Source organism: Burkholderia sp. WAC0059, assembly GCF_002870125.1.
In the GTDB taxonomy this organism is placed as follows: Bacteria; Pseudomonadota; Gammaproteobacteria; order Burkholderiales; family Burkholderiaceae; genus Paraburkholderia.
In genome coordinates this window covers 152,125-178,786 of the sequence record NZ_PNEO01000010.1, presented here as the reverse complement: position 1 = coordinate 178,786, position 26,662 = coordinate 152,125, and the positions used below count along the sequence as shown (strand labels likewise).

Annotated in this window: 23 protein-coding genes and 1 pseudogene; 15 read left to right on the top strand and 9 right to left on the bottom strand. The window is 68.6% G+C overall.

Going from position 1 to position 26,662, the window contains the following annotated elements:
* Positions 1 to 185 precede the first annotated feature (185 nt).
* The 6 genes from CY652_RS12585 to CY652_RS12560 all read left to right on the top strand — a co-directional run bounded on the left by CY652_RS12585 (position 186) and on the right by CY652_RS12560 (position 7,097).
* A complete protein-coding gene (locus CY652_RS12585) occupies positions 186 to 1,184 on the top strand; it encodes a 2-keto-3-deoxygluconate permease (protein WP_102131038.1) in 999 nt (332 codons plus the stop codon).
* Positions 1,181 to 2,464, top strand: coding sequence for a four-carbon acid sugar kinase family protein (locus CY652_RS12580; RefSeq protein WP_102131037.1), 1,284 nt, complete (start codon positions 1,181 to 1,183; stop codon positions 2,462 to 2,464). The genes CY652_RS12585 and CY652_RS12580 overlap by 4 nt, the downstream gene beginning before the upstream one ends.
* 42 nt (positions 2,465 to 2,506) lie before the next feature.
* The gene (gene pdxA / locus CY652_RS12575) at positions 2,507 to 3,505 is read left to right on the top strand and encodes a 4-hydroxythreonine-4-phosphate dehydrogenase PdxA (RefSeq protein WP_102131036.1); all 999 of its coding nucleotides are present in this window, start codon (positions 2,507 to 2,509) and stop codon (positions 3,503 to 3,505) included.
* A gap of 173 nt (positions 3,506 to 3,678) precedes the next feature.
* The gene (locus CY652_RS12570) at positions 3,679 to 4,446 is read left to right on the top strand and encodes a DeoR/GlpR family DNA-binding transcription regulator (RefSeq protein ID WP_102131035.1); all 768 of its coding nucleotides are present in this window, start codon (positions 3,679 to 3,681) and stop codon (positions 4,444 to 4,446) included.
* 328 nt (positions 4,447 to 4,774) lie between these two features.
* Positions 4,775 to 5,719: a hypothetical protein gene (locus CY652_RS12565; protein ID WP_102131034.1), complete on the top strand. Its 945-nt coding sequence runs from the start codon at positions 4,775 to 4,777 to the stop codon at positions 5,717 to 5,719.
* 85 nt (positions 5,720 to 5,804) lie between these two features.
* Positions 5,805 to 7,097, top strand: coding sequence for an MFS transporter (locus CY652_RS12560; protein WP_102131033.1), 1,293 nt, complete (start codon positions 5,805 to 5,807; stop codon positions 7,095 to 7,097).
* A 67-nt stretch (positions 7,098 to 7,164) separates the two neighbouring features.
* Here the strand turns inward: CY652_RS12560 and CY652_RS12555 are convergent, their stop codons facing one another.
* Positions 7,165 to 7,908: a GntR family transcriptional regulator gene (locus tag CY652_RS12555; RefSeq protein WP_102131032.1), complete on the bottom strand. Its 744-nt coding sequence runs from the start codon at positions 7,906 to 7,908 to the stop codon at positions 7,165 to 7,167.
* Between the two features lie 157 nt (positions 7,909 to 8,065).
* Between CY652_RS12555 and CY652_RS12550 the strand changes: the two genes are divergently transcribed.
* From CY652_RS12550 to CY652_RS12540, 3 genes are read left to right on the top strand one after another with little or no spacing between them, the layout of a single operon-like run.
* Positions 8,066 to 9,442 carry an MFS transporter gene (locus CY652_RS12550; RefSeq protein ID WP_102131031.1) on the top strand — a complete coding sequence of 459 codons (1,377 nt, stop codon included), beginning with the start codon at positions 8,066 to 8,068 and terminating at the stop codon, positions 9,440 to 9,442.
* Positions 9,439 to 9,828: a carboxymuconolactone decarboxylase family protein gene (locus CY652_RS12545; protein WP_102131030.1), complete on the top strand. Its 390-nt coding sequence runs from the start codon at positions 9,439 to 9,441 to the stop codon at positions 9,826 to 9,828. The genes CY652_RS12550 and CY652_RS12545 overlap by 4 nt, the downstream gene beginning before the upstream one ends.
* The gene (locus tag CY652_RS12540) at positions 9,825 to 10,727 is read left to right on the top strand and encodes an NAD(P)-dependent oxidoreductase (RefSeq protein WP_102131029.1); all 903 of its coding nucleotides are present in this window, start codon (positions 9,825 to 9,827) and stop codon (positions 10,725 to 10,727) included. Before CY652_RS12545 ends, CY652_RS12540 begins: the two co-directional genes overlap by 4 nt.
* Positions 10,728 to 10,872: 145 nt before the next feature.
* On the opposite strand, the gene CY652_RS12535 is transcribed toward CY652_RS12540, so the two are convergent.
* The 7 genes from CY652_RS12535 to hyfB form a co-directional block, all read right to left on the bottom strand.
* Entirely contained in the window at positions 10,873 to 11,253 is a 381-nt protein-coding gene (locus tag CY652_RS12535) for an RcnB family protein (RefSeq protein WP_102131028.1), read from the bottom strand.
* Positions 11,254 to 11,470: 217 nt separating this feature from the next.
* Positions 11,471 to 11,995: an NADH-quinone oxidoreductase subunit B family protein gene (locus tag CY652_RS12530; protein WP_102131027.1), complete on the bottom strand. Its 525-nt coding sequence runs from the start codon at positions 11,993 to 11,995 to the stop codon at positions 11,471 to 11,473.
* Complete coding sequence (locus tag CY652_RS12525; protein ID WP_102131026.1) at positions 11,995 to 13,626, bottom strand: hydrogenase large subunit; 1,632 nt, start codon at positions 13,624 to 13,626, stop codon at positions 11,995 to 11,997. Before CY652_RS12525 ends, CY652_RS12530 begins: the two co-directional genes overlap by 1 nt.
* Before the next feature lie 2 nt (positions 13,627 to 13,628).
* Positions 13,629 to 15,089, bottom strand: coding sequence for a hydrogenase 4 subunit F (locus CY652_RS12520; RefSeq protein ID WP_102131025.1), 1,461 nt, complete (start codon positions 15,087 to 15,089; stop codon positions 13,629 to 13,631).
* A gap of 2 nt (positions 15,090 to 15,091) precedes the next feature.
* Positions 15,092 to 15,751 carry a formate hydrogenlyase gene (locus CY652_RS12515; RefSeq protein ID WP_102131024.1) on the bottom strand — a complete coding sequence of 220 codons (660 nt, stop codon included), beginning with the start codon at positions 15,749 to 15,751 and terminating at the stop codon, positions 15,092 to 15,094.
* The gene (locus CY652_RS12510; RefSeq protein WP_102131023.1) at positions 15,752 to 16,702 is read right to left on the bottom strand and encodes a respiratory chain complex I subunit 1 family protein; all 951 of its coding nucleotides are present in this window, start codon (positions 16,700 to 16,702) and stop codon (positions 15,752 to 15,754) included.
* Positions 16,699 to 18,708: a hydrogenase 4 subunit B gene (gene hyfB / locus CY652_RS12505; protein ID WP_102131022.1), complete on the bottom strand. Its 2,010-nt coding sequence runs from the start codon at positions 18,706 to 18,708 to the stop codon at positions 16,699 to 16,701. The genes CY652_RS12510 and hyfB overlap by 4 nt, the downstream gene beginning before the upstream one ends.
* 514 nt (positions 18,709 to 19,222) lie before the next feature.
* Between hyfB and CY652_RS12500 the strand changes: the two genes are divergently transcribed.
* From CY652_RS12500 to CY652_RS12485, 4 genes and pseudogenes are all read left to right on the top strand, one after another.
* Positions 19,223 to 19,663 (top strand): hypothetical protein, encoded by a 441-nt coding sequence (locus tag CY652_RS12500; RefSeq protein WP_146010083.1) that lies wholly within the window; start codon positions 19,223 to 19,225, stop codon positions 19,661 to 19,663.
* A gap of 97 nt (positions 19,664 to 19,760) precedes the next feature.
* A complete protein-coding gene (locus CY652_RS12495; protein WP_102131020.1) occupies positions 19,761 to 19,958 on the top strand; it encodes a ribbon-helix-helix protein, CopG family in 198 nt (65 codons plus the stop codon).
* A gap of 330 nt (positions 19,959 to 20,288) precedes the next feature.
* Complete coding sequence (locus CY652_RS12490; protein WP_102131019.1) at positions 20,289 to 21,842, top strand: methyl-accepting chemotaxis protein; 1,554 nt, start codon at positions 20,289 to 20,291, stop codon at positions 21,840 to 21,842.
* Between the two features lie 445 nt (positions 21,843 to 22,287).
* Positions 22,288 to 22,577 (top strand): annotated as a pseudogene (locus CY652_RS12485) (hypothetical protein).
* 104 nt (positions 22,578 to 22,681) lie between these two features.
* On the opposite strand, the gene fabI reads toward CY652_RS12485, so the two are convergent.
* On the bottom strand, positions 22,682 to 23,473 hold the full coding sequence (gene fabI / locus CY652_RS12480) for an enoyl-ACP reductase FabI (RefSeq protein WP_102131018.1): 792 nt from the start codon (positions 23,471 to 23,473) through the stop codon (positions 22,682 to 22,684).
* Between the two features lie 111 nt (positions 23,474 to 23,584).
* Here fabI and CY652_RS12475 point away from each other — a divergent pair, with 111 nt between their 5' ends.
* On the top strand, positions 23,585 to 25,573 hold the full coding sequence (locus CY652_RS12475) for an extracellular solute-binding protein (RefSeq protein WP_102131017.1): 1,989 nt from the start codon (positions 23,585 to 23,587) through the stop codon (positions 25,571 to 25,573).
* A gap of 45 nt (positions 25,574 to 25,618) precedes the next feature.
* Positions 25,619 to 26,662, top strand: coding sequence for a microcin C ABC transporter permease YejB (locus CY652_RS12470; RefSeq protein WP_102131016.1), 1,044 nt, complete (start codon positions 25,619 to 25,621; stop codon positions 26,660 to 26,662).

The window sequence follows — 26,662 nt, the reverse complement described above, 5'->3', positions numbered from 1 at the left end:
GCGTTCGCTGCCTTCGTCATCGGTGATCGAGGCGATCAAATTCGATCATTAGAATGATCGAATTGCGCAAAATGACGCGGAGCGTTACACTTCCCGTGATTGTTTCAATCATAACGATGACCGATCCGACGCGCGGGCGCGGGGTGCCGACACGCCCGCCAGCCATTCAGACAGGAGACTTTTCCGTGGCTCAGATTCCCATCAAACGCTCGATCGAGCGCATCCCCGGCGGCATGATGATCGTGCCGCTTTTGGCCGGTTCGCTCGTCGCGACGTTCCTGCCCGGCATGCCGAAGTTCTTCGGCTCGTTCACCAGCGCGCTGTTCACGGGCGCGCTGCCGATTCTCGCGGTGTTCTACGTCTGCATGGGCGCCGGCATCAGCCTGAAGTCGACGCCCTATCTGCTCAAGAAGGGCGGCGTGCTGTTCGCGACCAAGGTCGGCGCGGCCATCGTCGTCGGCATCGTGCTCGGCCACCTGCTCGGCGAGCAGCCCATTTCGTCGGGCATGTTCGCGGGCGTCTCGACGCTCGCCGTCGTCGCCGCGATGAACGACACCAACGGCGGCCTCTACATGGCGCTGATGGGCCAGTACGGCCGCTCCGAGGACGTGGGCGCCTACACGATCATGTCGCTCGAATCGGGGCCGTTCCTCACGATGGTGACGCTCGGCGTCGCCGGCCTCTCGGCGTTCCCGTGGCAGACGCTCGTCGGCAGCATCCTGCCGCTCCTGCTCGGCATGCTGCTCGGCAACCTCGACCGTGAGATGCGCGACTTCCTCTCGCGCGCCGTGCCGGTCATGATTCCGTTCTTCGCGCTCGCGCTCGGCGCGGGGCTCGACCTGCATGAGGTCTGGCGCGCGGGTCTGCTCGGCCTCGGCCTCGGCCTTGCCGTCGTGGCGCTCACGGGCATTCCGCTTTACTTCGTCGACCGCCTGACGGGCGGCACGGGCGTGGCCGGCATCGCCGCCGCGAACACGGCCGGCAACGCGGCCGCGGTGCCGGCGCTCGTTGCGGCGGCGAATCCGGTCTATACCGCGGCGGCGCATAGCGCGACGCTGCTGGTGGCCGCGTGCGTGGTGGTGACGGCGATCGTCTCGCCGATCCTGACCGGCGCGATCGCGAAGCGCCAGCAGGAAAAGCGCCTCGCGCGCGAGCACGGGCGGCAAGAGGGACTGGCTCGATGAGTTTTCTGATCATCGCCGACGATCTTTCGGGCGCGGCCGACTGCGCCATCGGCTTCGCGGGCGCCGGGCTGCGGACCGTGGTCACGCTCGACGCCGCCGCTGCGCCGGCCGACGCCGACGTGATCGCGGCCGACACCGACACGCGGCGGCTCGCGCCGTCCGATGCCGCGGCGCGCACGGCGGCGGCCTTCGCGGCGCTGCGCGTGCACGGCCGGCGCCTCTACAAGAAGATCGATTCGACGCTGCGCGGCAACTGGGCCGCCGAAGTCGCCGCGCTGCGGCCGCTCGGCGGGCTCGCCATCGTCGCGCCGGCGTTCCCGGCGACGGGGCGCGTGTTGCGCGGCGGCCGCGTGCTCGTGCACGGCGCGCCGCTCGAAACGACGGACACCTGGAAGCTCGAACACGCCGACCGGTCGGCCGACGTGGCGTCGATGCTGACGGCGGTCGGGCTCACGACCGCGCGGCTCGACGCGGCGGCGCTGCACGAAGGCGACGGCGTGCTCGCGCAGCGCATTGCCGGCGTGGCGGCGAGCGGCGTGGGCGCGCTGATCGTCGATACCGAAAGCGAGGACGAGTTGCGCACGCTCGCGCGCGTGACGCTCGCGATGAGCGAGCCGCTGTTCTGGGTCGGCTCGGGCGGTCTCGCGCGCGAGATGGCCTCGATGATCGAACGGCAACGCGAGAACGCGGCGCCGGCCCGGGCGCTCAACGGCGCATCGTCGGCGCAGGCGGCCGAATCGGCCGGCGCGCCGATCCTGATTCTCGTCGGCAGCCTGTCCGCCGTCTGCGAGCGCCAGTGCGCGATGCTGCGCGAGCGCGGCGAGGTGTTCGAGCTGATCGTGCCGCCGGCCGTGCTGCGCGCGGGCGCGACGCATCCGGACTGGCCGGGCTGGCGCACGCGCATCGGCGCGGCGCTCGACGGGCGCGCGGACCTGCTGTTGCGCATCGGCCGCGACGACGCGTTCGATCCGGGCGAGGGCGCGCAGCTTTCGGCCGCGCTCGCCGCGCTCGTCGAGCCGCACTTCACGAAGACGGGCGGACTCATCGCCACCGGCGGCGAGACGGCCCGCGCGATGCTCGGCACGGCCGGCATCGGCAGCCTGCATCTGCTGGAAGAAGTCGAGGCGGGCGTCGCGGTGTGCCGTCCGCTCGATAACACGCCGCGCGCGCATCGCCCCGGCATCGTCACGAAGGCGGGCGCGTTCGGCACCGATCATGCATTGTACGCAGCGTGGCTGCACCTGAAGCACCGGAACCCGGCGTCCGGCGCGGCGCATTGAGCGCCGCGCTCCCGGACGAAACCAGAGGAAGCGACTGATACCATGAGCACCTATCTCCCCATTATCGGCATCACGATGGGCGACGCCGCGGGCGTCGGCCCCGAAGTGGTCGTGAAGAGTCTTGCGCACGAGGCCGTGCATGCCCAGTGCCGTCCGCTCGTGATCGGCGACGCGCGCCGGCTCGAACGCGCGATCGGCATCACCGGTTCGAAGCTCAAGGTGCGGCGCATCGCCGACGCGTCGCAGGCGCGCTTCGAGCGGGACACGATCGACTGCGTCGATCTCGAACTGATCCCGGCCGACCTGCCGTTCGGCAAGCTCTCGCCCGTGGCCGGCGACGCGGCCTACCGCTTCATCGCGCGCGCGGTCGAGCTCGCGCAGGCCAAACAGATCGACGCGATCTGCACGGCGCCGCTGAACAAGGAAGCGCTGCACGCGGGCGGCCACAAGTACCCGGGCCACACCGAAATGCTCGCGCACCTGACGGGCGTCGACGAGGTGTCGATGATGCTCGTCGCGCCGCAGTTGCGCGTGATTCACGTGACGACGCACATCGGCATCATCGACGCGATCCGCAAGATCGAGCCCGGCCTCGTGCAGCGCACGATCGAGCGCGGCCACGCGACGCTCGTGAAGGCCGGCATCGCGAAGCCGCGCATCGGCGTGTGCGGGATCAACCCGCACGCCGGCGAAAACGGCCTGTTCGGCTATGGCGAAGAGGAAGAGAAGATCATCCCGGCCGTCGAGGCGTTGCAGGCGAAGGGGTTCGACGTCACGGGGCCGTTGCCGGCCGACACGCTGTTCTTCCGCGCGGGCCGCGGCGACTTCGACCTCGTCGTCGCGATGTATCACGACCAGGGGCACGGCCCCGTCAAGGTGCTCGGCCTCGAAGCGGGCGTGAACGTGACGGTCGGCCTCGAAGTGATCCGCACGTCCGTCGATCACGGCACGGCGTTCGACATCGCGGGCAAGGGCGTGGTGGACGAGGGCAGCATGCTCGAAGCGCTGCGCCAGGCGGCGGAGCTCGCAACGCGCCGCTGATCGAGCGCCGAAGCGCATCGAAGGGGCGGGCGAGCGCCGGCATGGCGTGCCCCGCCCCTTCTTCGTTTCGTCCATGAGAGGGGCGCGGTCGCCGGCAGGTCTCGCGACAGATCGCGGGCCCGCTCGTGTAACATCGGCAGTCCTGCCGATCGCTCCGTGTTCCCGAACCCGCCATGAAAGTAGCCGACCGTCACCGCGCCATTCTCGACCTCGTGCTGACCCGCGAGGCCAACGTCGAGCAGCTATGCTCGGCGCTCGGCGTGTCCGAGGCGACGATCCGGCGCGACCTGGCGACGCTCGCGCAGCAGCGCCGGCTCGTGCGGACCTACGGCGGCGCGACGGCGCTCGTCGGCGCGCACGAACCGGAGGCCTCGCTCGAGGAGCGCAAGGCCGCGCAGCGCGACCAGAAGGAAGCGATCGCGCATGCCGCCGCCGCTCACGTGCAGGACGGCGACACGGTGATTCTCGACGGCGGCACGACGTGCGCCGCGCTCGCGCGCCGGCTTGCGGGACATCGCGACCTGCACGTGGTGACGAACAACCTGCTCGCCGTGATGACGCTCGCGAGCGCGCCCGGCGTGCGGCTCACGCTGATCGGCGGCGATCTGCGCAGCTCGAGCATGAGCACGCTCGGCCCGCTGGCCGAACTCGTGCTGAGCCGTCTCAGCGTGGACAAGGCGTTTCTCGGCGCCGACGGCGTCGTGGCCGGTTTCGGTCTGTGCGAGGCCAGCGCGCAGCAGGCCGCGCTGAAAGACTGCATCGTGCGCCGCGCCGCGCAGATTTTCGTGCTGGCCGACACCGACAAGCTCGGCCGCGCGCGCCAGCAGCACTGGACGCCGCTCGAACGCGCGTGGCGGCTCATTACGTCGGCCGGCGCCGAGCCGGCGCGGCTCGAACCGTTCCGCGCGCTCGAGCAGGTGACGGTCGAGACGGCCGACTGACCGGGCGCACCGAACCTTTCCGGTCGTTTTTCCTCTGCGTTTTCCTTACTCCGATCCCGCGTTTCGCGGGATGGACGGTGCTCGTCCCGGCACTGCTTGCGGCGCCGTTTTCCCTTCATCCCCTAATTTCATATCATTGACGGATTGTCATACAGAATGATAATCTGGCCGGAACGATCGGCGAGGCCGCACCGCGTCCTGCGTGGACGCAGGCACGGCGCCAGGCCGGCCACGAAAGTCCGGCCATGCGGAAGCGGGAGACGCTGCGCGGACCGGAAAAGAACATAGAGACGAAGTCATCAAGCGGTCGAACCGCAGGAGGAAAAAAATGGAGACGATCACTCGACGCGTCACGCGCATGGGCGAGATGCCGCCCCAGAAGCAGCGCGACGCCGTCACCGACGCGCAGCGGCGCGCCGTCTATTTCAACCCGGCCACGGCCTTCATGCGCAAGCTCTCGCGCGTTCCGGGCTCGACATTTGCTGAAGAAGCCGACCGCGCGCTCGCGGCCGATGCGCCGACCTCGGTTATCTATTGCGACATTTCCGACACGCTCGAGGCGAAGACGCCCTGCACGACGCCGCATCTGCTCGCGCGCTACATCGCGATCCGTGCGGGCGAGCGGATCGCGACGGAGCTCGTGGCCTCGGGCGTCGTGCACTACGTGATTCGCGGCTCGGGCAACGTCCGGCAGGGCGACGTCTCGATCGACTGGCAAGCCGGCGACGTTTTCATCCTGCCCGGCGGCGAGCACGCGGCCTTCGAGGCGCGCGAGGGCGCGGTGCTCTGGGCCGTGGGCAACGAGCCGATGCTGGCGTTCGAGGGATGGCAGCCGGCGCCGCGCGATCGTGCACCGATCGAGGCCATTCACTATCCGGCCCGCGAAATCCAGCGGCAGATCGACCTCATGTACAGCCTCGAAAAGGAAGAGGGCACGGCGGCACGCGCGGTCATCTTCTCGTCCGATTCGCAGCTCGACGGGCGCAACATCCTGCCCACGCTCTCGCTCGCCTACAACACGCTGGAGCCCGGCACGATGCAGCGCGCGCACCGGCACAACTCGGTCGCGGTCACGCTGACGATCGAGGGCGGCGGGTGCTACAGCATCGTGGACGGCGAGCGCAAGGATTGGCTGCCCTGGGCCACCACGATCACGCCGCCGTGCTCGGGTCATTCGCACCACAACGACGGCGCGAAGCGCGCGCTGTTCCTGATCGTGCAGGACGGCGGCGTCTACACGAACGCGCGGGCCACCGGTTTCGAGTTCGTATAGCGCGTCATGCGCAGCGCGGGCAATGGCGCGTTGCGGGTGCCGGTCGCCACCGGCCCATAAAGACAAAACAATCAAGGAGACACCCATGACTCTGCGTATTCGCTGGGTACTTGTATCCATGCTGTTTCTCGGCAGCATCGTTGCCTATCTGGACCGGGCGGCGCTATCGATCGCCGCGCCGTTCATCGTCAGGGAGATGCACCTCGCGCCGGCGCAGCTCGGCATCGTGTTCAGCAGCTTCTTCGCCGGCTACGCGCTCTTCTGCTTCGTCGGCGGCCACGCGGCGGACCGGTTCGGCGCGAAGCGGGTGTTCACGACGTCGTTCGTCGTCTGGTCGGTGTTCTGCGGCCTCACGGCCGCGGCGCTGAACGTCACTACGCTGCTGCTCACGCGCATCGGCCTCGGCATCGGTGAAGGGCCGTTCAGCGCGACCGCGAACAAGCTCGTGAACGAGTGGTTCCCGCATCGCGAACGCGCTTCGGCGGTCGGCATCTGCAACGCGGGCGGCCCGCTCGGCGCGGCGCTCGCCGGGCCGCTCTTCGGCATGCTCGCGCTCAGCTTCGGCTGGCGCGTCGCGTTCGTGCTGATCTCGCTGATCGGCTTCGTCTGGGTAGCCGCCTGGGCTGCGCTCGCCGCCGATTCGCCGGGCAAGAGCCGGCTCGTCAGCGCGCAGGAACGCGAGGAGATCGGCGCCGGCAGCCCGGCGCGCAACGACGCCGACGCCCCCTCGCTCGGCAGCTATCTGCGCAAGCCGTCGCTGCTCGCCACCGCCTGGGCGTTCTTCGGTTTCAACTACACGATCTATTTCCTGATCTCGTGGTTCCCGATGTATCTGACGATGGAGTACCACATGCCGCTGCAGCGCATGGCGATGATCAACGCGATTCCGTGGATCGGCGCGTTCGTCGGCATGGCGGGCGGCGGCTTCCTGTCGGACTTCGTGTTCCGCCTGACCGGCCGCGCCATCTTCTCGCGCAAGCTCGTGAGCTGCACGCTGCTCACGCTCTCGGGCATCGGCATCGTGCTCTCAGGCGAGCTGCACAGCGCGATGGCGGCGACGGCCATCATGTCGGTGGCGACGCTGAGCGTCTATCTGACGGCGACGAGCTACTGGGCGATCATCGGCGACTCGGTGGCGCCGGCGCGCGTCGGCGGCGTGGGCGGTTTCGTGCACTTTCTCTCGAACTGCTCGGGCATCGTGGGGCCGGCCGTCACGGGCTACCTCGTGCAGTGGAGCGGACACTTCGAGAGCGCGTTCTTTCTCGCGGGCGCCATTTCGCTCTCGGGTGCGTTGGGGTTGCTCGTTTTCGTCTGGCCGTCGGCGGCCGAAAAGCAGCAGGCTCGCGCCGACGCGCGGACGAGGCTGGCGGGGCTGTAACGGAGGAGCGCGGCGCGCGACGGCGGCGCTGCGCCTGTGCCGGGCGGGCGCCGCTGGGCGGGTGCTTTTAGCCCTCGGCGTCGGCGAGGCTGCGCGCGTCCTCGCCGTTGCCAGGGTGATCGGGACGATCGTTGCCGGCCGTGCCGGCGTCGCGCTCCCTGAGGATGCGGATCGCGACGTCGGCGGCAGCCTCGACGTGCGCGCGGCAGGCCGCTGCCGCGGCCGCCGCGTCGCGGCGCTCGACGGCCTCGATGATGCGGCCGATCTCCTCGACCGTTTTCGGCAGGCGGTTGGGGCTCGATAGCGAGGTCGCGCGCAGCCGGCTGTTGCGAATCAGCAGCCGCTCCAGCATGCGCGTCGCGAGCGCGTTGCGGCTGCCCGTCGTCAGGATTTCGTAGAAGCGCCGCTTCAGGTCGAGCAGCGCGTCGCGCGAGATGCCGGCCGGCGCGTCGCGCAGTTCCTCGTAGACCGCGCGCAACGCGGCGCGCTCGGCCTCGCTCGCGCGCCGCGCGAATCCTTCGCCGGCGAGCGCTTCGAGCGCGGCTCGCACTTCGTAGGCGTCGCGCGCGTCCTCGACGGAAAGCATCGCGACGAACGGCCCGCGATTCGGATGCACGACGACGAGCCCCTCGGCTTCGAGCAGCCGCACGGCCTCGCGCACGACGCTGCGGCTCGTGCCGAAGGTTTCGCAGAGCAGCCGGTCGGGCAGGTGGTCGCCCGGCAGGAAGCGGCCCGCGACGATGGCGGCCCGCAAGGCGTCCTCGACCTGCCGTCGCACCGGCTGGGGCACCACTTTGAGAGAGCTGCTCATCGTCCGTTCGAGTGTCGTCGCGAGGCGCTCATTTTACATGCGGATCCCGCTCCCGGTATATTGACGGACAATCTTATACGTGTCATATTGCCATACAATCTGATGATGGCATGGGATGCCGGCATCGGTTGCCAAAACAAAATGGAGACGTCCTGACATGAACGACATCAGCCAGCGGATGGACAGGCTGCCGATTACGGCCTTCCACCGCATCGCCATCTGCGCGCTCGCGTTCGCCTACTTCTTCGAGCTCGCCGACCTGAACACCTTCGCGTATGCCGCGCCCGCGATCGTCGGTAGCTGGCACATTCCCGTCAGCGACGTCGCGCTGATCACCTCGACGAGCTTCGGCGGCATGTTCATCGGCGGCACGTTCGGCGGGATGCTCGCGCATCGCATCGGCCGCCGGCGCGGCTTCATCCTGAGCATCGTCGTCTACACGCTCTTCTCGCTGCTGAACGCGGCGTCGTGGAACGTCCTCTCGCTCGCCGTGTTCCGCTTCCTCACGGGGATCGGCCTGTCGGGCATGACGGTCATCGCCAACGTCTACGTGAGCGAGTTTTTCCCGGCCCGCCTGCGCGGCAAGTACATGAGCCTGATCTTCACGCTGGGCCTGATCGGCATTCCGGCGACGGCGTGGGTGGCGCGGTTCGTCGTGCCGGTCGGCGACTGGGGCTGGCGGCTCGTCTTCGTCTGGGGCAGTTTCGGTCTGCTGGCGATCCCGTTCGCGACGAGGCTCATGGAATCGCCGCGCTGGCTGCTCGCGAAAGGCCGCGTGGACGAGGCGCGCCGGATCCTGGAGCGGCTCGAGCGCGCGGGCGGCGTGATGCCGGCCGACACCGCGGTCGCGGGCGGTCCGGCCTACGCCGGCGTGCCGCTCCGGTCGGGCTCGTCGCTGCGCGAGATGTTCGCGCCCGGCTACCGGCAGCAGACCATCGGCCTCTCGCTGATCTGGGTCTTCCAGACGCTCGGCTTCTACGGCTTCGTCGCCTGGGTGCCGACGCTGCTCGTGCAGCACGGCTTCACGATCACGAAGTCGCTCGAATACTCGAGCCTCATCGCCATCTGCAACCCGCTCGGCGCCTGGCTCGGCACGTTCGTGATCGAGCGCTTCGAGCGCAAGTGGATCGTCGCGGTGGACGCCGTCGTCATCGCCGTCGCCGGCGTGGCCTACGGCCTTGCGCCGTCGGCGATCTTCATCGTGGTGTTCGGCGCGCTCGTCATCGTCACGATCCAGTTGATGAACGCGACGCTCTACATCTACACGCCGGAGTCGTATCCGACCCATCTGCGCTCGGCCGGCGCGGGGCTGTGCTACGGCCTCGGGCGGCTGACCAACGTGATCGGTCCTTTCATCGTGAGCATGTTGTACGCGAGCGCCGGCTACCTGAGCGTGTTCGCGTACATCTCCGCCTGCTGGCTGGTCGTTGCCGCCGTCGTGGCCGCGATCGGGCCACGCACGACCGGCCGTCCGCTCGAGCTGGTCAATCCCAACGAACCTACTTCACTCATTCAACAAGGAGTTCAATCGTGAAAGACGATGATGCACTGTTCGAAAAAGGCATGCCGATCCGCCGTGCGGTGCTCGGACCGGAGTACGTCGACGCCTCGATGAAGCGCGCCGACGACTTCATGATGTCGTTCCAGCGCGCGACCACGGCCTGGGCCTGGGGCTGGGCGTGGGGCGACCCGACGCTGGACCGCAAGACCCGCAGCCTGATGAACCTCGCCATGCTGACGGTCGCGGGCCACACCGACGAACTCAAGCTCCACGTCAAGGGCGCGCTGAACAACGGCGTCACCGTCGAGGAGATCAAGGCGGCGCTGCTGCACGCCACGGCCTACTCGGGTATTCCGTGCGGCCTCGGCGCATTCAAGGCCGCGCACGAAGTGCTCGTGAAGGAAGGGGCGCTGTCATGAGCGCGGTCGCCTTCAAACGGGTTGCCTTCATCGGCATCGGCAACATGGGCTGGCCGATGGCGGCCCGCCTCGTCGGCGCCGGTTTTCACGTGGCGGCCTACGACGTCGCGCCGGGCCACGCCGCGAAGTTCGCGGCCGAGGTCGGCGGCGAGGCGGCGGCGAGCGTCGCCGAGGCCGTGAAGGGCGCGGACGCGATCGTCACGATCCTGCCGACGAGCCGTCACGTCGTCGACGTGATCACGCCGGTGCGTTCGCAGCTCGCGAAGGGCGCGCTCGTGATCGACATGACCTCGGGCATTCCGGGCGTGACGCAGACTCTCGCGGCGACGCTCGAAGCCGACGGCGTGGAGATGATCGACGCGCCCGTGTCGGGCGGTGTGGCGCGCGCGAAGACGGGCGAGCTCGCGATCATGACGGGCGGTGCGCCGGCCTCGGTCGAGCGCGCCATGCCGCTGTTGCGCGCGATGGGCACGACGATCACCGAGGTCGGCGCGATCGGCGCGGGCCAGGCGATGAAGGCGCTGAACAACCTCGTTTCGGCGGGCGGGTTCCTGATCGGCGTGGAGGCGCTGCTCATCGGCCAGCGTTTCGGCCTCGATGCGGAAAGGATGGTCGACGTGCTGAACGCCTCGACGGGGATGAACAACAGCACGCAGAAGAAGTTCAAGCAGTTCGTGCTGTCGCGTGCCTTCAACAGCAACTTCGGGCTCGACCTCATGGCCAAGGACCTCGGCATCGCGCTCGAAGTAGCCCACGACGGCGGCGTGTCCGCGCCGTTCGCGGCGTTGTGCCGCGAACTGTGGCTCGCGGCCGCGAACCGGCTCGGCAAGGGCCACGATCACACCGAGATGGCGAAGTTCAGCGAGGAAGCGGCGGGCCTGACGCTGGGGCAGAAGTAAACTTGTCAGGCGGAGGGGCCGGCCTGTCCCGCGGGACGAACCGGACCCGACCGCGAGCCCCGGCGGGGCATGGCGCGCGGTCCGGCTCGATGCGGACCGCGCGTTTTTTCATGGCGTTTCTTCGTACTTTGCGGCGCGACGGCGATTATCGGGCGGAGCTCAGCACGCTCGCGATGACGCCCGTCGCGATGGCGGCCAGCACGTAGTCGCCGTTCACGCCGACCCACTGATAGCCGCGCGGCGGCGCCGAGAGGCCGTGGTCGCGCCAGTCGTCGACGACGTAGTTGCGGTCGCGGTATTCGCTGGGCAGGCGGTCGCCCCGGTGCCAGTCGGAATGCGGAATCGGACCGCCGGCGCGGCCCATGTAGGCGTCGTGGACGGCGCCCCGACGGGCCGGGCCGCCGTGCGCGGCATTACCGTGAGCGGAATGGCCGCGCGCGGCGTCGTGCGGCTGGGCGAAGGCCGTGGCCGAGGCGCCGAGCAGCGCGACGATGACGAGGCGTGCGATTGCTTTCGTGTTGTTCATTGGGATATCTCACGAGAAGTGAAGGACCGGCGCCGCAACGACGGCTGCCGGGGCGGGTTGTGCGCGTGACACTATATAGCAGCCGTCCGGGGGCGTATCGCAAGGTGCGCACAGGGCGTTGATGCCTGCCAGCGCCTGTTGCCGGGCAGGCAGGGAGAAGGGGGCGCGCGGGAACGGATGCCGTCCGCGCGAACGTCAGGTACGCCGGTACGGTGAATTACGCGGCGCCGGCGTTTTTCGCCCGGACCGCCGTCAGGATGCCGCGCAGCAAATCGAGCGGCGTGGGCGGGCAGCCGGGAATGGTCACGTCGACGGGCAGCAGGGTCGAGAGCGGACCGCTAACGGCATAGCTGTCGCGAAACATCCCGCCCGTGCAGGCGCATTCGCCGGCGGCCACGACGAGCTTGGGATGCGGCGTCGCTTCGTAGGCATCGCGCACGGCATCGCGCATGTTGAGCGTGAGCGGCCCGGTGACGAGCAGCAGGTCGGCATGGCGCGGGCTCGCGACGAACTTGATGCCGAGTCCCTCGAGGTTGTACCAGGCGTTGCCGAGCGCGCCGATCTCGAGTTCGCAGCCGTTGCACGAGCCCGCGTCGATCTGCCGGATGCAGAGCGCGCGGCCGAGCGTGTCGAGAAGGTCCTGCCGGAGGCGTTCTCCCTCGACGCGCCAGGCGTCGACGCTGTCGGGCCGCGCCTGCCTGGGCGTGCCGGTGGTCGCGATCTGCTTGATGAGTTGCCACATTACAGGTCGTGCCCCGCGTAGTTCAGGTTGAACGATTTGTTGATCAACGGGAAGTCGGCCACGATGTTGCCGATGATCGCGTGCTCGAGCGCGGGCCAGCCCTGCCAGGACGGATCGTGGCAGTGGCAGCGCAGGATCGCGCCGTCGCGGGCCGTTTCGATTTCGAGCGCGACGAACACGCCGCCGCGCCAGCCCTCGACCCAGCCGATCCCGCGTGCCGGCTCCGGCGCGCCGTCGTTCCGGCCGGCCGTCTGCCCGGCCATGATCTCGCCGGCGGGCAGGCCGTGCAGGATCGCTCGGATCAGACGCAACGATTCATAGGTTTCGGCGAAGCGCACGGCGACGCGGGCCGCGACGTCGCCGCGCGTATCGCCGGCGACGCGCACGCGCAACGCGTCGTAGGGCGCCTGCGCATGATTCGAGCGCAGGTCGTGGCTGCGTCCGCTCGCCCGGCCGATCAAGCCGTCGATGCCGTAGTGCTCGACGATTTCCGCGGCCAGCACGCCGGCGCGCGCGAAGCGGTCCTGCAGGCCGGACTGCTCTTCGTAGATCCGTTGCAGCGAGCTCACCTGCGCTTCGATGCGGTCGCATTGCGCGAGCATCGCGGCGATGCGCTTGTGATCGTCGAGATCGACGGCCACGCCGCCGGGCACGATCCGGTCCATCAGGTAGCGATGCCCGAACGCGTCGGCATTCAGCCGCACCCATTCTTCCTTCAGACGCGAGAACTGCGCGAGGCCGTGGGCGAAGCCGGCGTCGTTGCCGAGCGCGCCGAGGTCGCCCAGATGATTGGCGACGCGCTCGCGTTCGAGCAGCAGCGCGCGCAGCCAGAGCGCGCGCGGCGGGACCGCGATCGTGCGGGCCTGTTCGAGCGCCATGCAGTAGGCCCAGGCGAACGCGACCGTCGAATCGCCGGCGATCCGTCCGGCGAGCCGGTAGCCGGCTTCGGCGTCCATGCCTCCAAACAGGCGCTCGATGCCGCGATGCGCGTAGCCGAGCTGCTCCTCGAGTCGCAGCACCTTTTCGCCGACGACGGAGAAGCGGAAGTGCCCGGGCTCGATGGTGCCCGCGTGAATCGGCCCGACCGCGATTTCGTGCACGCCGTCGCCGGCGACGGCGACGAACGGATAGTCCTGTCCGTCGCGTGGTGTGTCGGCGGCGGCCGTGCCGGTCGCCTTGCGGCGCAGCGGAGGCGCGTCGCCGCGCCAGCGGCCGTGATCGAGCCACGGCCGCGTGTCGCTCGCGCCGGCCGCGTTCAGTCCGAGCAGGTCGTGGACGGCGCGCTGCATGCGCGCGGCGCACGGGAACCGGGACGAGAGATCGGGATAGGCGTCGTTTTCGTCGACCGCGAGCCGCAGCCAGAGCACGCCGTCGTCGAGCGCGTAGGCCGCGCAGATTACGCGCAGGCCGGCGGCGGGCGCGTCGTTCGCGCGCTCGTCGCCGCCGTTCGTTTCGGTGCGTGCGTCGCTGCCCCACAGCGTGACGAGCCGCCGTCCGGCATCGCGCACGGCCTGGGCGACGCGCAGCCACGTTTCGCGATCGACGTCGGCGACGAACGCCGGCTGCGTGCCCGCGGGGGTCGGCAGCGGCGAGAGCCGGTTGGCCGCGAGACCGGTCTGTTCGATGCGCATCGCTACCCTCCGAGCATGGCCGCCGCCTGACGGTACCAGGTGTCGAGTGCCGGCGGAATGTAGAGGCCCAGCATCAGGCCGATGCCGAGATGGATGAATACGGGCGCGAGCGCGGGGCGATGCTCGAGCGTGCGCGCGGTCGTTGCCTCGCCGAACACCATGACCTGCGCGCGCCAGAACAGCGCCGCGAACGCGACGGCCAGCGCGAGCAGCAGCAGCGGCGCGGCCCAGGGCAGCGCGTGCATGGCGCTCGTCACGATCAGGAACTCGCTCGCGAACGCGCCGAACGGCGGCATGCCGACGATCGCGAGCACGCCGGCCATCATGCCCCAGCCGACCACGGGGCTCACGCGCAGCAGGCCGCGAATGCCCTCGATGGCCTGGGTGCCGGTTTTCTGCGCCGCGTGGCCGACGCTGAAGAAAATCGCCGACTTCACGAGCGAGTGGACCGTCATGTGCAAGAGGCCCGCGAACGTCGCGACGGGACCGCCGAGGCCGAAGGCGAACGTCATGAGCCCCATGTGCTCGATCGACGAATACGAAAAGAGCCGCTTGACGTCGCGCTGCCGGAAGAGGGAAAACGTGGCGACGAGCACCGAGACGAGCCCGAAACCGATGAGCAGGTGGCCCGGCAGTCCGTTGTGCAGCGCGCCGTCGGCGATCACCTTGCTGCGCAGCACCGCGTAGAGCGCGACGTTGAGGAGCAGCCCCGAGAGCACGGCCGAGACCGGCGTCGGGCCTTCCGCGTGCGCGTCGGGCAGCCAGCTATGCAGCGGCACGAGCCCGACCTTGGTGCCATAGCCGATCAGCAGGAACACGAACGCGAGCGAGACGATGGTCGGATCGAGCGAGCCCTTGACGGCGTTCAGGCTCGTCCAGAGCAGCGCGTCGCCGCCGAGCGGCCGGTTCGCCGCGAGATAGAGCAGCACCGTGCCGAAGAGCGCCTGGGCAATGCCGACGCCGCAGAGAATGAAGTATTTCCACGCGGCCTCGAGGCTCGCGGCGCTGCGGTAGAGGCCGACGAGCAGCACGGTGGCGAGCGTGGCGGCCTCCATCGAGACCCAGAGCACGCCCATGTTGTTGGTCGTGAGCGCGACGAGCATCGCGAGCAGGAAGAGCTGGTACATCGCGTGGTAGAGGCGCATGCGGGCCGGCGTCATGCGCCCGCGGTCGCGCTCGATGCGCATGTAGGGGCGCGAGAACATCGCCGTGGTCCAGCCGACGAACGCCGTCAGCGAGACGAGGAACACGTTGAGCGGATCGATGTAGAAAAGCCGGTCGAGGACGACCGTCGGGCCGTGCAGCGCCGTGCGCACGGCGAGCGCGAGCGCGGCGACGAGCGTCGCGAGACAGAAGCCGACGTTCAGCGCGCCCGCGCCGTCGCGCTGGCCGACGAGCGCGAGACAGCCGGCCGCCAGAAGCGGCAGGCCGACGACCAGCAGCACGAGGTGCGCGTCACTCATGGTCACTCATCCTTGAGCCTTTCCAGTTGGTGTATGTCGAGGCTGTCGAACTGCTCGCGGATCTGGAACATGAACATGCCGAGAATCACGCTGCCCACCAGCACGTCGAGCCCGATGCCGAGTTCGACGAGCATCGGCATGCCGTTGGTCGCGGCGGCGGCCGCGAAGAAGAGGGCGTTCTCCATCGAGAGGAAGCCGATCACCTGGGCGATGGCGCGCGTGCGCGTGATCATCATCAGGAACGAGAGCAGCACGCAGGCGAGCGCGATGCCGAGCGTGCCGCGCGCCACCGACGAGGCGAGCTGGCTGACGGGCGCGGCCACGTTGAACGCGACGATCACGAGCGCGATGCCCGCGAGCAGCGTGGCCGGAATGTTGATGAGCGTCTCGACGTCGGTGCGCACGGCGAGGCGGCGCGCGAGCCGGTGCAGGATCCACGGGATCAGCCCGACCTTGAGCACGAGCGTGAGCAGCGCCGAGAGGTACAGATGCACGTCGGACGTCACCCAGCCGAGCACGAGGTTGGCCGAGACGAGCGCCACGCCCTGCAGCGTGTAGAGGTGGATCAGCATCAGCACGCGGCGCTGGCTCAGGAGCGCGAACGAGAGCAGCAGCAGGACCGCGGCGAGCAGGTTGACGATCTGCGTGGCGAGCGCGTGCATTCAGTCCCCCAGCAGCAGGTGGACCAGCATGCCGATGACGGCGAGCAGGAACGCCGTGGCGAGGAACTCGGGCACGCGGAAGATGCGCATCTTCGCGTTGAACGTCTCGACGAGCGCGAGCACCGCGCCGCCGACGGCCAGCTTGGCGAAGAGGGCCGGCAGCGCGAGGAGCAGCGCGAGCGGCGTGCCCGTTTCGGCGATGCCCCAGGGCACGAAAAGCGCGACGCCGATGCACGAGTAGGCGAAGAGCTTCAGGCTGGCGGCCCACTCCATCAGCGCGAGATGCCGGCCCGAGTATTCGAGGATCAGCGCCTCGTGGATCATCGTCAGCTCGAGGTGCGTGGTCGGGTTGTCGACGGGCAGGCGCGCGTTCTCGGCGAGCGAGACGAACGTGAACGCGATGCCCGCGAACGCGAGGCTCGGATAGAGCGCGAACGGGTGATGCGCGAACGTCGCGACGATGCTCGTGAGCAGCGTCGACTGCGTGAGCAGCGAGGCGGAGAACAGCACCATCAGCAGCGCGGGCTCGGCGAGAAAGCCGATCAGCATTTCGCGACGCGCGCCGAGCGTGCCGAACGCGGTGCCGATGTCCATGGCCGCGAGCGAGATGACGACGCGCGCGAGCCCGAACAGGCCGACGAGCGCGATGGCATCGGCGGCGGGCGAGAGCGGCAGCTCGGTCGAGAGCGTCGGCACGATCGCGCAGGCGAGCGTCATGCAGCCCCAGACCGCGTAGGGCGCGGCGCGAAAGAGCGGGCTCGCCGTGTGCGCGACGATCGACTCCTTGTTGAAGAGCTTGTGCAGCATCCGGTAGGGCTGCCAGAGCGGCGGCGCGCGGCGGTTCTGCAACCGCGCGCGGCAGACGTTGACCCAGCCGGTCAGAAGCGGCGCGGCGGCGAGCGCCACCGCGATTTCCAGCACCTGGGCGAGGAGGCCGGAGTAGGTGATCATCGCGTCACCAGCACGAGCAGGGCGATCAACACGGCGAAGCTGTAGATCAGATAGACGGCGATGCGTCCGGCCTGCAGCCGCCCGACGAGCGTGCAGGCGCGCAGCACGAGCCGCTCGAGCGGCTCGTAGATCAGCGCCCACGTGCGGTCGGCCACGGTGACGCCGTAGCTCGGGCGTTCGTCGAACGGCGAAGGTACTTGCCGCTCGATGCGGAAGAGCGGCGCGAAGATTTCGCGGATCGGCTGGCCGAAGCCTTCGGCCGTGTCCTGCATGCGCGCGGTGACGACGGGGTAGCCGCAGGCCCAGGGCGCCGCGCGCCGGAGGCGGCCGTGATAGAACCGGCGCACGAGCAGCCAGGCGAGCGCGCAGCAGGCACCGAAGAACAGCAGGAACACGGCCGGCATGTAGCTCGCGCGGGCCGCGTCGACGGGCGCGAAGAGCAGCCAGCCGTGGCTCGCGACGGACGCGCCGATGCCGGCGCCGACGAGCTCGCGCGTGACGGCGTCGAGCGAGCGCACGACCTGCACCGGCAACAGCCCCAGCAGCACGCAGAGCCCCGCGAGCCAGACGAAGCCCGCGCGCTCCCAGCCGCTTGCGTCGTGCGCGTGGCCGTCGTGGTTGCCGCGCGGCTGGCCGAGGAACACGATGCCGAAGAACTTGACGACCGTGTAGCCCGCGAGCGCGGCGACGAGCGCGATCAGCGCGGCCGCGAGCGGCACGACCATGTTCAGGCGCGTGTCGGGCAGCGTGGGCGTGAAGAGGAAGCTCTGCAGCATCAGCCACTCGGAGACGAAGCCGCTGAAGGGCGGCAGCCCCGCGCTCGCGAGCGAGCCGACGAGCGCGGCCCAGGCTGTCCACGGCATGAAGCGGATCAGCCCGCCGAGCCGGCCGAGCTTGCGCTCGCCCGTGGCGTGCAGCACCGAGCCGGTACAGACGAACAGCAGGCTCTTGAACACGGCGTGGCTCGCGATCTGGTAGAGCAGCGCGGTCAGCGCGAGCGCCGCGAGCAGGTTCATGCCGTAGGCGCGGAAGAGGACCACGAGGCCGAGGCTCGCGAACATGAGCCCGACGTTCTCGATCGACGAATAGGCGAGGAGCCGCTTCATGTCGGTCTGGATCGCGCTGAAGACGACGCCCGAGAGCGCGGTGAAGAGCCCGAGCGCGATGAGGGCCATGCCCCACGAGGCCTGCTGCGTGTGCAGCAGGTCGAACAGCACGCGCAGCACGCCGTACAGGCCCGTTTTCAGCACGAAGCCGCTCAGCAGCGCGGAGACCGGGGAGGGCGCGGCCGGATGCGCGTCGGGCAGCCACACGTGCAGCGGGAAAAGCCCCGATTTCGCGCCGAAGCCGAGCAGCGCAAGCACGAACGTCGCCGAGGCCGCCACCGTGCCGAGGTGCTGCTGCCGCATGGCGTCGAACGTGTAGTCGCCGGTGCCGGCCTGGAGCAGCCCGAAGGCCAGCAGCAGCGCGAGCGCGCCGACGTGGGAAATCAGGAAGTAGAGAAAGGCCGCGCGCCGCGTTTCGGCGCTGCGGTGGTTGGTCATCACGAGGAAGACGGCCGAGACCGTCATCGCTTCCCAGGCGACCATGAAGCAGTAGGCGTCGTCGGCGAGCAGCACGGCCGCCATGCTGGCGAGGCAGACGTGGTACTCGAAGCAGAGCAGCCCCGGCGGCGTGCCTTCGCCGTTGCGGAAGTAGCCGGCCGAGAACGCGCTCACGCCGGTGCTGGTCGCGCCGAGGACGGCGAGGAACCAGGCGGAGAGCGGGTCGATACGCAGGTGAAACGGCAGGCCGGGCAGGCCGACCGGCAGCACCGTCTGCTCGGGCGCGACGAACAGGCCCGCGATTCCGCAGGCGCCGAGCGCGAGGCCGACAAGCGCGCCGGCCGGAAACAGCAGGCGCGAGATCAGGCGCGTGCGATGCGGATTGACGAGGCCGAGCACGCCGACGGCGAGCCAGCCGGCCAGCGCGAGCAGCGTGCTCTCGATGAGCGGGAAGGAAGTCATCCGGCCTGCGTGTCCTGTTCTGCCGTGACCGGCGGCGCGTCGGCGACGGGCCGGACGCGGCGTCCGGCGACGGGCGCGCGGGTTCGGGCGGTATCGGGGAGGCGTCCGTCGCGCACGCGACGGGCAGTCCGACGTACCTGCGAGGCTTGATGTGAGGTCTTGCGCGGGCCCTCATGCGGGCCGGGATACATCGCGATTATCGCCGCGTTCGCGACGGCCGTTCGCGGCGCTCCGTCTCTCTTCGCGCATATGCCCGTTGTCGGTCCGGCGGCCTTTGTCGGTATTGTCGTCAGGCACATGGAACGAGTATTTGGTTAGCAGGAGATGGTAATGAATTTATCATCCTAGCAGCTTTGTTTCGCCTGCGCCATACGTTATCCGCGGTTATCCGCGAGGCGATTACGTCCGGTCGGGCACGCCGGCCCGGCTCGCATTGCATGTTAATGTGATTAACACGTAGAATGCATCGGATTGCCATGCCGAATGCGATGTCCGGGAGCCTGATTTGATCGATGTGACTGCGCCACTCCTTGCCCACGACGGCGCGCTGCTGTCGGCGCGCGAGCTCGCGGGCAGGCATGGCCTGCTCGTTTTCGGCGTCGGCCGGGCGGCGGGGCGGGGTTTCCAGATGCTCGACCAGTTCGGCGAGATCGGCGCGCGCCTGGGCGCGTGCGGCATCAACGTCGCGTTCGTCTATCCGCGCGAGGCGGCGCGTCATGCGTTCGATGCCACGTCGATCCGCAGCGCGCGCTACCGGCAGACGCGCAGCCTTTTTCTCGACGTCGACGGGCGCTTCTTCGACGTGCCGCCGCCGGCGCGGGCGTTTCGCGCGATCTATGTCGACGGCGCTTTCGTGCAGCACGGTGCCGTTGAGGTGGAGCAGGGCGACGCGGTGGCGCAGGAGCGGCTCGACGCGTTCTTCGCCGACGTGATCGGGCAATGCGCCGCCGGCTGAAGCCCGGGATGCTCGTGCCTCCGGGGCGGCTGGAATCCGGGAGCGAATGCATGTATTATAATTTGATTAACATAATAGCTACCAGTCACAATCTTCTATGGAATCGAAAAGCGCGCGGCTGACCGTCCTGATTGACCCGGTGAAAAAAGAGGCGTTCGAAAACCTGTGCGCGGCCCAGGACCTGACGCCCTCCCAGGTGGTCCGGCAGTTGATCCGCGAATATCTCGAGCAGCATGGCGTGACCTACAAGACGAAGAGCGTCCTCGGCTCGCGGCCCCGGCGCAAGGCCGAATAGGCGCTGCCCGGGCGGATCGGTCCGCCCGCCTGCCGCGTCGTCGCCGTGTCCCGCGGCGCCCCGCAGCGCCCCGTCTCGCCGGCTTCGTCACCCGGCCAGCGCGTTCGCGCGGCCTTCCCGATTTCCCCGCCTTTCCTCTTCGCTTCGTGCTTCTCCCGTCGTTTGGCACGCTCATATACAACGCTAAGTTATGCTGATCGAGGGATAAATTTTCGTGCCGGGCTTCCGATATAGATGAAAGGTATCGACACCGGCCGGGGAGAGCCGCGAGTGCAGATGGGTCGACGTGCAAGGCCAGAGCGATAGCGATTCAGTTCACGGGGAGGAGTCATGCGCAATAATCAGCCTGTCACGCAGCACGAATTCGAGTTTCCCGACCATGCGACGCTGATGTCGACGACGGACACGCAGAGTCACATCACCTACGCCAACGCCGCCTTCGTCCAGGTGAGCGGTTTTTCCCACGAAGAGATCCTCGGTCAGCCTCACAACATGGTCCGGCATCCCGACATGCCGGCCGAGGCGTTCGCCGACATGTGGCGCACGCTCAAGGGCGGCGAGCCGTGGACCGCGCTCGTCAAGAACCGCCGCAAGAACGGCGACCACTACTGGGTGCGGGCGAACGCGACGCCGGTCGTGCGCCAGGGGCAGCCCGTGGGTTACATGTCGGTGCGCACGAAGGCGTCGCGCGAGGAGATCGCGGCGGCCGAGGCGCTCTATCGCGACTTTCGCGAGGGCAAGGCGGGGCATCGCCGTTTCCACAAGGGGGTGATCGTGCGCACGGGGCTGCAGGGCTGGACCTCGGCGCTGAAGACCCTGCCGGTGCGCTGGCGCATTCGCGCCGCGCTCCTGCTGCTCGCGCCGGCGAGCGTGGCCGCGGCCTGGGCGCTCGGTCTGCGCGCGGCGTCGGTCGCCCATTTCGCCGGCTTCGCGGCCGTCATCGTCGCGTTGGCGTGCGCGGCCTCGTACTGGCTCGAGGTGCAGATTTCTCGTCCGCTCGAGCGCGTGCGCGAACAGGCGCTGCGCGTGGCGACGGGCGAAAGCCAGAGCGCGATGCACATGGACCGGGTCGACGAAATCGGCATGACGCTGCGGACGATCAGCCAGCTTGGCCTGATGTTCCGCTGGCTCATCGACGACGTCAGCGAGCAGGTCATCAACGTGCAGACGGCCAGCAACGAGATCGCCCAGGGCAACAACGACCTGAGCTCGCGCACCGAGCAGGCGGCCTCGAGCGTCCAGCAGACCGCGGCCTCGATGGCGCAGATGACCGCGTCGGTGAAGAGCAACGCCGAGACGGCCTCGCAGGCGAACCAGTTGTCGGGCGAGGCGCGCGAGGCGGCGGCGCGCGGCGGCGAGGCCGTCTCCGAGGTCGTGAGCACGATGAACGAGATCACGAGCAGCTCGCACCGGATCTCGGACATCATCGGCGTGATCGACGGCATCGCGTTCCAGACCAACATCCTCGCGCTGAACGCGGCCGTCGAGGCGGCGCGCGCGGGCGACCAGGGGCGCGGCTTCGCGGTCGTGGCGGGCGAGGTGCGCGCGCTCGCGCAGCGCAGCGCCAACGCGGCGAGGGAAATCAAGGACCTGATCGGCGCGAGTGTGGAGCGCGTCGAGGCCGGCTCGAAACTCGTGGACGATGCGGGACGCACGATGGACCAGATCGTCGCGCAGGTGAAGCGCGTCTCGGACCTGATCGAGGAGATCAGCACGGCGACGGCCGGGCAGAGCAGCGGGGTGGCCCAGGTCGATCAGGCCGTCGGCGATCTCGACAACATCACCCAGCAGAACGCCGCGCTCGTCGAGCAGAGCGCGGCGGCTTCGGAGAGCCTCCGGCAACAGGCGACGAAGCTCGTGGAGGCCGTCAGCGTGTTTCGATAAACGGGAAGCGGGGGAAGCGGCGGCCGGACCGGAAGCGGCTGCCTGCGCTTCTACCGCTCACGGTCTCGTCGCCCGCTGGACGAGGGCGCTTCGTTCTGCGCGGGAACGCTCACTCCGCTTTCCGTTCCCGGTGTTGTACCGCTTCGACGGTTGCCCATCCGGCGCTGGCGAAGCGGCTCCCCTTTCATGCACAATAGCGCCGCCGCGGCGCGATCTTTCCCCCTGTTTTCCGGGTGTTTCGCTTCGCGACGGGTCGGCGCGGGCACGCGGTCGTTTCGACGTGCCGGATCTCGGGGCCGGTTACGGTTTTCGCGGGGTGTAACGAGGCGTAACGGCAACGGTCGCAGTGCGATGCAATGCATCAGTTCTTACAAAGTTGCAATGCACCGGAAGCGAGGCTGCGTTATATTGCGTCCGACAACCAACATTCACTGAGGGTGAGTTCATGAAGTTCGCACGTGTTCTTGCATTGCTGGTCGGGGGCGCCGCTGTTACCGCGTCGGGCGCCGCCATGGCCCGGGTGGACATCGGCCTCAACTTCGGCGTGCCGGCCCCGTCTATGTCGCGCCGGCGCCCGTGTACGCGCCGCCGCCGGTCATGTACCAGCCGGCCCCGGTGTATGCGCCGTACGGGGCGCCCGCTGTCGTGATCGGCTGGCACGGCGATCGCTACTGGGACGGCCATCGCTATTGGCGCCGCGACGAGTGGTATCGTCATCATCGCGGCTGGCGTTAAAACGCGACGCGCCCTATAAGAAAAGCCGCCCTTGGGGCGGCTTTTTCATTCCGGTTTTCCGTTTCGTCGACCGGACGTGAACTGCGCGCCGGTCGATCGGCCGGTCATTCGCTCGCGCCGGCCATGCCGCCGACCACGGCGTTGAAGCCGCTGTCGACGTGCACGACCTCGGCCGTCATGCCGCCGGCGAGGTCGGACAGCAGGAAGGCCGCGGTGTTGCCGACCTGCTCGATCGTCACGTTCCGGCGCAGCGGCGCGTTCTGCTCGACGAAGTCGAGAATCTTGCCGAAGCTCTTGATGCCGCTGGCGGCCAGCGTCTTGATCGGACCGGCCGAGATGCCGTTCACGCGCACGCCCTTCGCGCCGAGCGAAACCGCGAGATAGCGGACGCTGGCTTCGAGCGAGGCCTTCGCGAGCCCCATCGTGTTGTAGTTCGGAATCGCGCGCTCCGCGCCGAGGTACGTGAGCGTGAGCAGGGCCGCGTCCGGCGAGAGCATCGGCAGCGCGGCCTTGGCCAGCGCCGGGAAACTGTACGCGGAGATGTCGTGGGCGATGCGGAAGTTCTCGCGCGTCATGCCGTCGAGGAAGTCGCCGGCGATCGCCTCGCGCGGCGCGAAGCCGATCGAGTGGACGAGACCGTCGAGACTGTCCCAGTGCTGCCTGAGATCGGCGAAGAGCGCGTCGATCTGCGCGTCGTCGGCCACGTCGCACGGGAAGACGAGATGGCTGCCGAATTCGGCGGCGAATTCGGTAATGCGATCCTTGAACCGGTCGCCGACGTAGGTGAACGCCAGTTCGGCGCCTTCGCGGCGGCACGCCTGCGCGATGCCGTAGGCGATGGAACGGTTCGACAGCAGGCCGGTCAGCAGGATTCGTTTACCAGCGAGAAAGCCCATGAATTCTCCTAAGTCAGATCAATGCGCCGGGAGCGCTGCGGCCGCGGCGTCGTGTGGGTTTTGGGTAGAATTCTCTCACACTGCAACAGCCAACTGGACAAACCTCGCCCTATGACAACAGGCTCGCGAAGCAGAGGGGCGCCGCGCGGCGTCGGTCGGACGGCTTTGCCGGCATTGCTTCAAATTTCCTTTCGAGCCCTGCTTTTCTCCCTGCTTAACGCGTTCCGGCGGTTCCGGCTGCATGCCCGGCGCCGCCAGGTTCGCGGTGCGGCCGTCATGCTTTGCGGATTGGGCATCTGGGGCGGCCTCGTTCAGCCGGCGCGGGCCGCGTACGCGATCGCCGAGTACGGCGAACCCAAATATCCGCCCGATTTTCGTCACTTCGATTACGTGAATCCCGACGCGCCGAAGGGCGGCACGCTCGTGCTCGCCAATCCGGACCGGCTCACGAGCTTCGACAAGTTCGATCCGTTCACGCTGCGCGGCAACGCGGCGCCGGGGCTCGGCATGCTGTTCGAGAGCCTGACGACGGGCAGCCTCGACGAGCTCTCGACGGCCTACGGGCTGCTGGCCGACGACATTCGCGTCGCGCCGGACGGCCTGTCCGTCACCTTTCATCTGAATCCGCGCGCGCATTTTTCGAACGGCGACGCCGTCACGGCCGCCGACGTGAAATTCTCGCTCGACACGCTGAAGAGCCCGCAGGCGGCGCCGTCGGTGGCGGCCTATTACGCCGATATCGCGCGCGCCGTGGTCGTCGATCCGGCCACCGTGCGCTTCGAATTCCGGCAGCGCAACCGCGAGCTGCCGTTCATCGCGGGCGGCATGCCCGTGTTCTCGCACAAGTGGGGCCAGCGCGCCGACGGCAGCCGCATTCCGTTCGACCAGCTCGCGTTCGAGCAGCCGATCGGCAGCGGTCCGTACCTGATCGAGCGCTACTCGAACGGCCGAACGATCACTTACCGGCGCGATCCGCATTACTGGGGCGTGGACCTGCCCGTGCGCGTCGGCACCGACAACTTCGAGCGCATCACCTACAAGCTCTACTCCGACGACGTGGCGCGCATCGAGGCGTTCAAGGCCGGCGAGTACGACGTGCTCGTCGAGTACGTTGCGCGCAACTGGGTGCGGCGCGACGTCGGCAAGCGTTTCGACAGCGGCGAGTTGCTCAAGCGCGAATTCCCGCAGCACAACGGCACCGGCATGCAGGGCTTCGTGCTGAATCTGCGCCGGCCGATGTTTCGCGACGTGCGCGTGCGCGAGGCGCTCGACCTCGCGCTCGACTTCCAGTGGCTGAACCGTCAGCTTTTTTACAGCCAGTACCGCCGGCTCGACAGCTTCTTCGCCAACACCGATCTGCAGGCGAGGGGGCTGCCTTCACCCGGCGAGCTCGCGCTGCTGAACCCCTGGCGCGCGCAGCTCGACCCGGCCGTGTTCGGCCTGCCGCCCGTGCAGCCCGACACCGATCCGCCCGGCTCGCTGCGCGCGAACCTGCTCGAGGCGCGGGCCTTGCTGGCCGCGGCGGGCTGGACTTACCGCAACGGCGCGCTGCGCAACGCGCAGGGACAGCCGTTCGTGTTCGAGGTGCTCGACGACTCGGGCGGCGAGGCCGCCTGGATGCCGATCATGGCGCTGTACCAGCACGCGCTCGAGCGGCTCGGCATCACGATGAACTACCGGACTGTCGATTTCGCGCTCTACCAGAAGCGGCTCGACGCCTTCGACTTCGACGTGACGACGACCCGCTATCCCGACGTGCAGGTGCCGGGCACCGAGGAGATCGACCGCTTCAGCAGCCAGGCGGCCGACGAGCCGGGCTCGGACAACCTGATCGGCCTGAAGTCGCCGGCCGTCGACGCGATCCTGCGTGCGCTCGTCGCGGCGCAGACGCGCACGCAGCTCGTCGACGCGACCCACGCGCTCGACCGCGTGCTGATGCACGGCTACTATGTGGTGCCGCAGTGGTACAGCGCCACGCATCGCGTCGCGTTTCGCAACACGCTCGCGTGGCCGCGGACGCTGCCGCTCTATTACACGGCGAACGACTGGATCGTCTCGACGTGGTGGTTTAAGACGCCCGGCGCGGCCGCCTCGCCGTAACGCGCAGCCTGCCCCGATTTCGTACCGACCGACGGACCCCGGCCTATGTGGAGCTACATCGTCAAACGCGTGCTGCTGATGCTGCCGACGCTGCTCGGCGTGCTGACGCTGACTTTCGCGGTGATCCAGTTCGTGCCGGGCGGCCCGGTCGAGCAGGCCATGAGCGAGTTGCGCCACGGCGCGCAGCAGAGCGGCGGCATGCCGTTCGGCATGCGCGCCCACACGGGCGTCGATGCCCAGCAGATCGCCCAGTTGAGGGCGCTCTACGGCTTCGACAAGCCGCCGCTGCAGCGCTATTTCATGATGCTCGGCCGCTTCGCGCGCTTCGACCTCGGGCAGAGCTATTTCCACCATCAGAGCGTCTGGTCGCTGATCGTCTCGAAGCTGCCGGTGTCGATCAGCATCGGCCTGTGGACGTTCTTCCTGACCTATCTCGTCTCGGTGCCGCTCGGCATCGCGAAGGCCGTGCGCAACGGTTCGCGCTTCGACCTTGTGACGAGCCTCGTCGTGCTCGTCGGCTATGCGATTCCGGGCTTCGTGCTCGGCGTGCTGCTGCTCGTGCTGTTCGGCGGCGGCACGTTCTGGCAGCTCTTTCCGCTGCGCAACCTGACCTCCGACGACTGGGACACGCTCTCGTGGGGCGGCAAGATTCTCGACTATCTCTGGCACATCGCGCTGCCCGTGACGGCCTCGGTCGTCGGCAGCTTCGCCGTCACGACGATGCTCACGAAGAATGCGTTTCTCGAGGAAATCCGCCGCCAGTACGTGCTGACGGCGCGCGCCAAGGGGCTGCCCGAGCGCACGGTGCTCTGGAAGCACGTGTTTCGCAACGCGCTCCTGCCGCTCGTCGTCGGTTTTCCCGCGGCGTTCATCGGCGCGTTCTTCACGGGCAGCCTGCTGATCGAGACGCTGTTCTCGCTCGACGGGCTCGGGCTCCTGTCCTACGAGTCGGTCGTGCGGCGCGACTATCCCGTCGTGCTCGGCACGCTCTACCTGTTCACGCTGATCGGCCTCGTGACGAAGCTGATCTCCGACCTCTGCTACGTCTGGGTCGATCCCCGCATTCAGTTCGAACAAATGGAGCGCTGA